This window comes from Pseudomonas reactans (assembly GCF_013387025.1).
Classification (GTDB): Bacteria; Pseudomonadota; Gammaproteobacteria; order Pseudomonadales; family Pseudomonadaceae; genus Aquipseudomonas; species Aquipseudomonas reactans.
In genome coordinates this window covers 1-372 of record NZ_JACAQP010000201.1, presented here as the reverse complement: position 1 = coordinate 372, position 372 = coordinate 1, and the positions used below count along the sequence as shown (strand labels likewise).

The 372-nt window shown below is 44.6% G+C and carries 1 protein-coding gene; it reads left to right on the top strand.

What is annotated here, in order from left to right; all coding sequences use genetic code 11:
- Nucleotides 1–12: 12 nt before the first annotated feature.
- Nucleotides 13–372 (top strand): integrase zinc binding domain-containing protein (locus tag HX793_RS30955; RefSeq protein ID WP_178905636.1); only part of this gene is annotated, 360 nt, incomplete at its 3' end.

Sequence of the window (372 nt, the reverse complement as noted above, 5' to 3'; positions counted from 1 at the left end):
CTAGGAAAAGACATGCAGTTTGAAACCAACAGTCAAGGGTTGAAGACTTTCATGAACCGCGTTTGGGTACCGAAAGTAGGAGGTTTGAGGAAGCTGATTCTAGAAGAGTCGCATAAGTCAAAGTATTCCATACATCCAGGGAGTACCAAGACTTATCAAGATCTGAAAAGACAGTATTGGTGGCCTGGAATGAAGAAAAGGATAGCTAAGTACATCTCCAAGTGTGTTATTTGTGCACAAGTCAAGGCGGAACATCAGGTCCCGCATGGGGATGCTCAGTCATTGCACATTCCAGCCGGAAAGTGGGAAGATGTAACCATGGACTTGATTGTCGGGTTACCGAGAACAAGAAGAGGTCATGATAGTATATGG